Raw genomic sequence first — 9,377 nt, 5'->3', positions numbered from 1 at the left:
GGTCAGGAATACGATCGGCACCGACGCCGCCTGCGCGAACGACCACCCCGCAGGAACCCGGGCCACCGTCCGCGCATCCGCCACCGCCACCGGCCCGAAGGAACCGGAGAACATCCCCATCACGCGGTCGCCGACCGCCAGCCCGGCCACCCCGGGACCGACCTCGGTCACCACACCCGCACCCTCCAGACCGAAGTCCTTCGCATCCCCCGGGTACATGCCGAGCGCGTTCAGCACATCACGGAAATTCACACCCGCCGCACGGACAGCGACCCGAACCTGACCCGCCGCCAACTCGGCATCCGCCCCAGACCCCACACCGCCGCCAGAGCCGGATCCGCAACCCGCTCGTCGAGCGCCACAGCCCCCTCGGTCACCACCACCAGACGCGCGCCCTCGAACCGCTGCTCCGCCAGCCACTCCCGGGCCAGGCCAAGGACACGGGTCGTCACCTCGTGTGCGGCCTCGTCGGTGCCGTCGATCGGGCGTTCGACCCGGATGAGCACATCGACGGGAACCGTCTCGTCCGGTCCCGGCAGAGCGGTGCCGACGACCGCAGGCACCTGACCCGCGCCCGAACCAGTCGGAACCTTCGCCCAGTCGATCTGGAAGAGGCCGTCCATGGGGCCGGCATCGGTGGCCGCGAGGTCGCCGGAGGTCTCCCGCAGCGTCAGTGACTCCACCGAGGCGACCGGACCGCCGGTCGGATCGGCCAGTTCCAACGCGACCGCGTCCGGACCCACCGGCACCATCCGCACCCGCAACGCACGCGCACCCGAGGCCCACAGCGACACCCCGGCCCACGAGAACGGCAACCGCGCCCGTCCGTCCCCGAACGCCGACGTGAACATCACGGCGTGCAACGCGGCGTCCACCAACGCCGGATGCGCGCCGAACCGGTCCGCGACGCCCTCCTGCTCCTCCGACAGGCCGACCTCGGCGAACACCTCCTCGCCACGCCGCCACACACCGCGCAGCCCCTGGAACGCCGGACCGTACGACAACCCCAGCGCGGCGAAACGCTCGTACGCACCGTCGATCGGCTCCGCCACCGCGTCCCGCGGCGGCCACACACCGAAGTCGAAGCGGTCGGCGGCCGGCGCGTCCGCGGGCGCGGACAGCGCACCGGTCACATGGAGGGTCCACGGATCGGTGTCGAGGGCGTCCTCGGCACGGGAATGGATCTCCAATGGGCGTCGGCCGGCGTCGTCCGCCGCTCCCACCCGTACCTGGACCCGGATCCCTCCCCGTTCGGGCACCACCAGCGGCGCCGCGATCGTCAGGTCCTCCACCCGGTCGCAGTCGGCCTGCTCACCGGCCCGCAGCGCCAGCTCCAGGAAACCGGTCCCCGGGAACACGGCCGCGCCGGCGATCACGTGGTCCCGCAACCACTCCTGGGTGGCCAACGACAGACGCCCCGTCAGCAGCAATCCGTCAGCGCCGGCCAGTTCCACCGCGGCACCCAGCAGCGGATGCTCCGCCGACCCCAGGCCCACCGCACCCAGATCCCCGAGCGTCGAGCCCGTGTCGCGGGACCAGAAGCGGCGTCGCTGGAAGGCGTACGTCGGCAGGTGGACCGGTTCCTGCTCGGGGCCGTCGGTCGGGTCCTGGGGGAACGCCGTCTCCCAGTGGACCGGAAGGCCGCTGACGTAGAGCTGGGCGAGAGCGGTGAGCTGGCTCTCCGGTTCGGGGCGGTCCTTGCGCAGTGCGGTGGCGAAGTGATGGGAGCCGTCGTCCAGGCAGGTCTGGGCCAGGGCCGTCAGCTGTCCGTCGGGGCCCAGCTCCAGCAGCCGTCCGGCCTTGCGCTCCGCCAGGGCCCGGACACCGTCGGCGAAGCGGACCGGCCGGCGGACGTGCCGTACCCAGTAGTCGGGGGAGGTCAGTTCGCCGGGTTCGGCCGGGCGGCCGGTGACGTTGGAGATCACCGCCGTACGCGGGGCGCTGTAGGTGAGGGTCTCGGCGACGGCCCGGAAGTCGTCGAGCATCGGTTCCATCAGCGGGGAGTGGAAGGCGTGGCTGACCCGCAGGGGCGTGGCCTTGCGGTCCTGGGCCCGGAAGTGGGCGGCCACCCTCTCAACGGCCGCGGCCGCACCGGAAATCACCACCGACTGCGGCCCGTTGACCGCGGCGAGGCCCACCTCGTCGTCGAGCAGCGGCAGCACCTCCTCCTCGGTGGCCTGGAGCGCGACCATCGCACCGCCGGACGGGAGCAAGAGGGCGACTTCCAGCGCGAACAGGGCGGGCTGGGCGTACTCGGTCCGGTTCAGGCGGTCGGCGTCCTCGCCGAAGACGACCTCCCGCAGCGCGAACGGGAGTTCCGCGTCGACCGCGTCGAAGGCTGCCGCGAAGACCGGGTACGTCTCGTACAACTCCCGGCCCATGCCCAGCCGTTGCGAGCCCTGGCCGGAGAACAGCACGGCCAGTCGGCCGCCGGGCCGGACGGAGCCCGTGACGGTGGTGGGGTGGGGTTCGTCGGCGGCGAGGGCGGTGAGGCCGGTGCGCAGGTCGTCGAGGGTGCGGCCGGTGACCACGGCGCGGTGTTCGAAGGTGGAGCGGGTCGTGGCGAGGGCGCGGCCGATGCGGGCCGGGTCCGGGTGGGGCTCGCCGCCCTCGGCGTCCCCGTCGAGGTGCTTGAGCAGACGTGCGGCCTGTGCGGTCAGTGCGGCGCGGCTGCGGGCGGAGAGCACCCAGGGCAGGGGGTGTTCGCCCCTCGGCTGCTGCATGCCGGCCTGGGGGGCGGCGTTCGCGGGTGTCTCGTCCGTCTCGTTCGCCTGGTCCGTCGGGTCGGGCGAGGCGGGCGCGGGGGCCTCTTCGACGATCATGTGGGCGTTGGTGCCGCTGATTCCGAAGGAGGAGACGGCGCCGCGGCGGGGCCGGTCGTCGTCGCGGGCCCACGGCTGTTCGCTGGTGAGCAGGCGGAGGTCGGCGGCGGTCCAGTCGATGTGCCGGGACGGCTCGTCGGCGTACAGGGTGCGGGGCAGCTGGCCGTGGCGCATGGCCAGCACCAGCTTGATGATGCCGGCGACACCGGCGGCCGCCTGGGTGTGTCCGATGTTGGACTTCACCGAGCCGAGCCACAGGGGCCGGTCCTCGGGACGTGCGGCGCCGTAGGTGGCGGCCAGCGCCTCCGCCTCGATGGGGTCGCCGAGCGGGGTGCCGGTGCCGTGGGCCTCGATGGCGTCGATGTCCCCGGCGGTCAGGCCGGAGTCGGCCAGGGCCGCGCGGATGACCCGTTCCTGGGCGGGGCCGTTGGGGGCGGTCAGGCCGTTGGAGGCGCCGTCCTGGTTGACGGCGCTGCCGCGGATCACGGCGAGTACGGGGTGGCCGTTGCGGCGGGCGTCGGAAAGGCGTTCCAGGAGGAGCATGCCGACGCCCTCGGCGGGTCCGAAGCCGCTCGCCGCGGCGGAGAACGCCTTGCACCGGCCGTCGGCGGCGAGGGCACGCTGGCGTCCGAAGTCGACGAACATCTCGGGTCCGGACATGACGGTCACGCCGCCGCTCAGGGCCAGGTCGCATTCGCCGGAGCGCAGGGATCGTACGGCGAGGTGCAGGGCCACCAGCGAGGACGAGCAGGCCGTGTCGACGGTGACCGCGGGCCCTTCGAGGCCGAAGGAGTAGGCGATGCGGCCGGAGGCGACACTGGTGGTGCTGCCGGTGAGGAGGTGGCCGCCGAGGTCGGCCTGTGAGTCGTGGGAGCGCGGCTGGTAGTCCTGGGCGATGGCGCCGACGAACACGCCGGTGCCCGATCCGCGCAGGGAGGCGGGGACGATGCCCGCGCGTTCCACGGTCTCCCAGGAGGTCTCCAGGAGCAGCCGCTGCTGCGGGTCCATGGCCTGGGCCTCGCGCGGCGAGATCTCGAAGAACTCGGCGTCGAACAGCGGCGCGTCGTGCAGGAAGCCGCCCTCGCGGACGTACGAGGTGCCGGGCCGGTCGGGGTCCGGGTCGTAGAGCGCCTCCAGATCCCAGCCGCGGTCGGCGGGGAACGGGGTGACGGCGTCGGTGCCGGAGGCCAGGAGCCGCCACATGGCCTCGGGGGTGTCGGCCCCGTGGGGGAAACGGCAGCCCATCGACACGATCGCGACGGGTTCCCGCTGCTGTTCCTCGAGGTCCTGCAGACGCTTGCGTGTCTGACGAAGGTCGGCCGTGACCAGTTTGAGGTAGTCCCGCAGCTTCTCTTCGTTGCTCGCCATTCGATGCCACTTCCTAGGAGGAGCCCCGAGGGGGTCCACAGACGTCGGGTCCTGAGCGGTCCGGGGTCGGTCGGGGTCAGGAAATGCCCAGCTCTTTGTTGATGAGGTCGAACATCTCGTCGTCCGTCGCGGATTCGAGTCCGGTGCCGGCCGAGGTCGTGCCGTCCGCGCCGCCCGCCCACCGGGTCAGCAGTTCCCGGAGTCGGGCGGTCACCTTGTCGCTCAGTCCGGCGTCGGCTGTCGCGCCGTCGGTGGCTCGGTCCACGTCGGCCATGGCGGATTCGAGCCTGTCGAGTTCCGCGAACAGGATGTCCGCGGGTTGTGCCTGTTGCGGTGCGCACTGATCGAGCAGGTGGCGGGCGAGGACCGCGGGTGTCGGGTAGCTGAAGACCAGCGTGGCCCGCAGGGTGAGCCCGGTGGCCGCACCGAGCCGGTTGCGCATCTCGACCGCGGTGAGCGAGTCGAAGCCCAGCGACTTGAACGGCCGGTCGGCGTCGACCGTTTCGGGGTCGGAGTGCCCGAGGACGGCCGCGGTGTGGGTGCGGACCAGGTCGAGCGCGGCCTGTTCCCGTTCCTCCGCGGACAGCGGACTCAGCTGCTCGGTGAAGGACGGCGTCGTACCGCCGCCGCCCGGTGTCCCTGCGGTGGCACCGGGGCTGTCGGTGGCGGCCCGCCGGACCGGGGTCCGGGCCAGCGCCTTCAGCAGGGCGGGCGGTTCGGCGCCCCGGCGTTGCAGTCCGGCCAGGTCGAGGCGGGTGGGCAGCAGCAGTGCCTGGTCGGCGGCGAGGGCCGTGTCGAACAGGGCCAGGCCCTCCTCGGCCGGCAGCGGGGCGAGGCCCATGCGGCCGATGCGCCGGAGGTCGGCGGCGCCGAGGGTGCCCGCCATGCCGTCGTCGGTGTCCCACAGGCCCCAGGCGAGGGAGAGTGCGGGCAGTCCCTGGGCTCGGCGGTGCTGGGCCAGGGTGTCGAGGAAGGCGTTGGCGGCGGCGTAGTTGGCCTGCCCCTGGCTGCCGAAGGTGGCGGCCACGGAGGAGAAGAGGACGAACGCGGACAGGTTCAGGTCGCGGGTCAGCTCGTGCAGGTTCCACGCGGCCTCGGCCTTGGGCCGCAGGACACGGTCGACACGGTCCGGCGTCATGGCGTCGAGAACGCCGTCGTCGAGGACGCCGGCCGCGTGGATGACGGCCGTGAGCGGACGCTCGGCGGAGATCTGGGTGAGCAGTCCGGCCAGGGCGTCGCGGTCGGCGATGTCGCACGCGGCGACGGTGACGGTGGCACCCAGCCCGGTCAGTTCCGCGGCGAGCTCGGCGGCACCCGGGGCGCTTGAGCCGCTGCGGCTGGTCAGCAGCAGATGACGGACGCCGTGGCGCGTCACCAGGTGCCGGGCGAACAGTGCGCCGAGGGTACCGGTGCCGCCGGTGACCAGGACGGTGCCGTGGGTTCGGCCGGCCGCGGAGGATCCGGTGCCCGCGTCGTCGACCGGGGTGCGGGCGAGGTCGATCGGCAGCTCGGGAACGGTGAGGACGATCTTGCCGGTGTGCCGGGCCTGGCTCAGGTGGCGGAACGCCTCCGGAGCGCGCCGTACGTCCCAGGTGGTGACCGGAAGCGGACGCAGCGCCCGCTGTTCGAACAGTGCGAGCACGTTCGTGAGCATCTCGGCGGTGTGGTCGGGGTCGACGTCCCTGAGGTCGAACGCCCGGTACACCACCCCGGGGTGCTGCGCGGCGACGGTCTGCGCGTCGCGCAGGTCGGTCTTGCCCATCTCGATGAAGCGGCCGCCGCGCGGCAGCACACGGAACGAGGCGTCGATCAGTTCCCGGGCGAGGGAGTTGAGGACGACGTCCATGCCGCGTCCCTGGGTCACGCGCAGGAACTTCTCCTCGAAGGCCGCATCGCGCGAGGACGCGATGTGGTCGTCGTCCAGGCCCATCGCCCGCAGGGTGTCCCACTTGGCGGGAGCGGCGGTGGCGAACACCTCGGCGCCCAGGTGCCGGGCGAGTTGTACGGCGGCCATGCCGACGCCGCCGGTGCCCGCGTGGACGAGGACGGACTCGCCGGGCCGCAGGCCGGCCAGGTCCACCAGGCCGTGGTAGGCGCTGAGGAAGACGATGGGCGCCGCGGCGGCCTCGGTGAAGGACCAGTCGTCGGGCTGCCGGGTCAGCAGCCGGTGGTCGGTCACCGCGACCGGCCCGTACGCCCCGGAGAACAGTCCGAGCACCCGGTCGCCGACGGCGAGGCCGGTGACGCCCGGGCCGGTCTCCAGGACCACACCCGCGCCCTCACGGCCGGGTACTTCGCGGTCGAGCATGCCCAGGCAGACCAGTACGTCACGGAAGTTGACGCCGGTGGCCCGTATCGCCACGCGTACCTCGCCGGGAGCGAGCGGTCCGCCGGCCTCGGGGCAGCCGACCAGGGCCAGGCTGTCGAGGGTGCCGGGCGTGGTGACGTCCAGCCGCCACAGGGGTTCACCGGGCGGCGGGAGCAGTGCGCCACCACTGCCGGCCGGGGCCAGGCGCGGCACGTGGGCGACACCACCGCGCACGGCGAGTTGCGGCTCGCCGGTGGCCAGGGCGGAGGCCGGGTCGGTGGGGGGGACCTGGTCGGCGGACGTGGCCTGGTCGGCGGAGGTACGTGTCTCGGGCGCGAGGTCGAGCAGGACCAGGCGGCCGGGGTGTTCCGACTGCGCGGAGCGGACGAGCCCCCAGACGGACGCGGCCACCGGGTCGATGAGCGCTCGCTCGTCGTCGACGGGTACGGCGCCCCGTGTCACCAGCGCCAGCCTGGCGGCACCGAAGCGCTCGTCGGCCAGCCAGTTCTGTACGAGGGAGAGGACATGGTGCAACGCCGCCCTGGTGGCTTCCACGGTTTGCGCAGCACCGGTTCCGTCGGCACCGGTTCCGTCCGTGTCCGGCAGCGCCGCCGGTCCCTCTGCCATGGACGGGCCGCAGGCGACAAGCACCGTACCCGGAAGTGGCGTTCCCACGTCGACGGCGTCGGCCAGCGCCGTGAGATCGGTGTAGTGACCGGCCGGGGCTTCGGGAAGCCCGGCGATCCCGGACCCGACGACGGCCCAGCTCTGCGCCCGGTCGGGGAGGGAACCGGACGGTGCGGGCAGCGCTCTCCAGTCCACCCGGAACAGCGCGTCCCGCGCCCCCGCAGGGGCGCCGCCGGCAGGCGCCAGGGCGTCCCTGCTCACCTCGCGCAGGGTGAGCGCGTCGACATGGGCCACGGCACGGCCCTCGGCGTCGGCGATGGTGAGCGTGATGGTGTCCTCGTCCAGCGGCGACAGCCTCACCCGCACCGCGGACGCGCCCACCGCCGCCAGCGAGGCACCGCTCCACGAGAACGGCAACCGCACGCCGGCAGAGTCACCGAGGTCACCGGAGTCGTCGGGGCGACCCGCCGCCGTCCGCCCGGCGGCGAGCCAAGCATGCAGTGTCGCGTCGAGCAGAGCCGGGTGAAGGCCGTGACGCCCTGCCTCGCTGTGCTGGTCGACGGGCAGCCGAACCTCGGCGTAGACATCGTCGCCCCGCCGCCAGACGGCGCTCAGACCCTGGAACACCGGGCCGTAGGCGTATCCCTCAGCCACGAGCCGCTCGTAGAAGCCGCTGAGCGAGACGGGGGCCGCGTCGGTGGGCGGCCAGTTCTCCAAGTCATGGGTGCCGATGACGCGGTCCGCATCCTCGGCGTTCTCCGGGCTCTCGGCATTCTCCGGGCTCTCGGCGTCGAGGAGGCCGGTGGCATGGCGTGTCCAGCGCTCGGCCGCGGCCTCGGTCGTGTCGGTCTGCGAGTAGAGCGACACGGTACGCCGCCCCGATTCGTCCGGGCCCCCGACGGCGACCTGGACTCGTACGCCACCCCGCTCCGGCAGGACCAGCGGCGTCTCCAGCGTCAGGTCCGCGACACGTCCGCAGCCGACCCCGAGACCGGCCTGAAGCGCCAGTTCCAGGAAGCCGGTGGCCGGGAAGAGGACGGCACCCGCGACGACATGGTCCCGCAGCCAGGGATGGGTCTTGAGAGAGAGCCTGCCGGTGAAGAGGGCCCCCTCCCCTTCCGCCAGGGCGACTTCGGCGCCGAGCAAGGGATGTCCGGAAGGCGTGAGCCCGAGCCCGGCGGCGTCGCCCGCCGTGCCGCGCGGGGCGCCCGGCCAGAAGTGCTGCCGCTGGAAGGCGTACGTCGGCAGGTCGACGCGGCGGGCACCGGTGCCGGCGAACACCTGCGGCCAGCGCAGGTCGCTGCCACGGGTGTGGAGGGCGGCCACGGCGTACAGCAGGGTCCAGGGCTCGTCGCGGTCCTTGCGCAGCGCCGGTACGAAGAGTTCCCTCTCGGCGGGACCGGCCCCGGCCTCGGTCCGGGCCAGCGCGGTGAGCGTGCCGTCGGGGCCCAACTCCAGCCAGTTGCCCACGCCTTCCGCGCGGACCCGACGGACGCCGTCGGCGAATCGCACGGCGTGACGGACGTGCCGCACCCAGTAGTCGGGTGTCATGAGGTCGGCGGCGTCGGCGCGGTCTCCGGTGAGCGCCGAGACCACGGTCATCCGCGGCGCCTCGTACGTGAGGCTCTCCGCGACGGTCCGGAACTCGGCGAGCATGGGCTCCATCAGCGGAGAGTGGAAGGCGTGGCTGACCCGCAGCCGGGTCGCCTTGCGGTCGAGACCCCGGAAGTGGGCGGCGATCTCGTCGACGACCGCTTCGGTGCCGGCGACGACGGTTGCCTCCGCGCCGTTGACAGCGGCGATGCCGACCTCGACCTCGCGGCCGGTCAGCAGGGGCAGGACCTCATCCTCGGACGCCTGGAGCGACACCATCGCCCCGCCGGCCGGGAGCGCCTAAGAGGGCGACTTCCAGCGCGAACAGGGCGGGCTGGGCGTACTCGGTCCGGTTCAGGCGGTCGGCGTCCTCGCCGAAGACGACCTCCCGCAGCGCGAACCGAAGTTCCGCGTCGACCGCGTCGAAGGCAGCCGCGAAGACCGGGTACGTCTCGTACAACTCCCGGCCCATGCCCAGCCGTTGGGAACCCTGCCCGGCGAACAGGAACGCCGTACGACCGCCCCCGGTAACCGCGGCGCCGGTGACCACATGCCCCACCGACTCCTGCTCGGCCACTGCCCGCAGACCAGACAGGGCCTGCTCCCGGTCGGCGGCCACGACCACGGCACGATGCTCCAGCGCGGAACGCGTCGTCGCC

At 73.3% G+C, this 9,377-nt stretch carries 3 protein-coding genes and 1 pseudogene; all 4 read right to left on the bottom strand.

Translation table 11 applies throughout. The annotated features are described in order from the left end of the window. Nucleotides 1-288 (bottom strand): annotated as a pseudogene (locus IH68_RS0148710) (alcohol dehydrogenase catalytic domain-containing protein); the annotation flags it as partial. Beyond that, a complete protein-coding gene (locus tag IH68_RS0148705) occupies nt 249-4,190 on the bottom strand; it encodes a type I polyketide synthase (protein WP_051834163.1) in 3,942 nt (1,313 codons plus the stop codon). The gene IH68_RS0148705 and the pseudogene IH68_RS0148710, both read right to left, overlap by 40 nt. Nucleotides 4,191-4,266: 76 nt before the next feature. After that, the gene (locus IH68_RS51230; RefSeq protein WP_051834162.1) at nt 4,267-8,997 is read right to left on the bottom strand and encodes an SDR family NAD(P)-dependent oxidoreductase; all 4,731 of its coding nucleotides are present in this window, start codon (nt 8,995-8,997) and stop codon (nt 4,267-4,269) included. Next, a partial coding sequence (locus IH68_RS52270) for an acyltransferase domain-containing protein (protein WP_159403901.1) occupies nt 8,969-9,377 on the bottom strand: 409 nt, incomplete at its 5' end. The genes IH68_RS52270 and IH68_RS51230, both read right to left, overlap by 29 nt.

Origin of the sequence: Streptomyces sp. NRRL S-646 (genome assembly GCF_000720765.1) — a bacterium.
Taxonomy (GTDB): Bacteria; Actinomycetota; Actinomycetes; order Streptomycetales; family Streptomycetaceae; genus Streptomyces.
The sequence above is the reverse complement of the archived record's forward strand: the minus strand, read 5'-3'. Positions and strand labels throughout refer to the sequence as shown.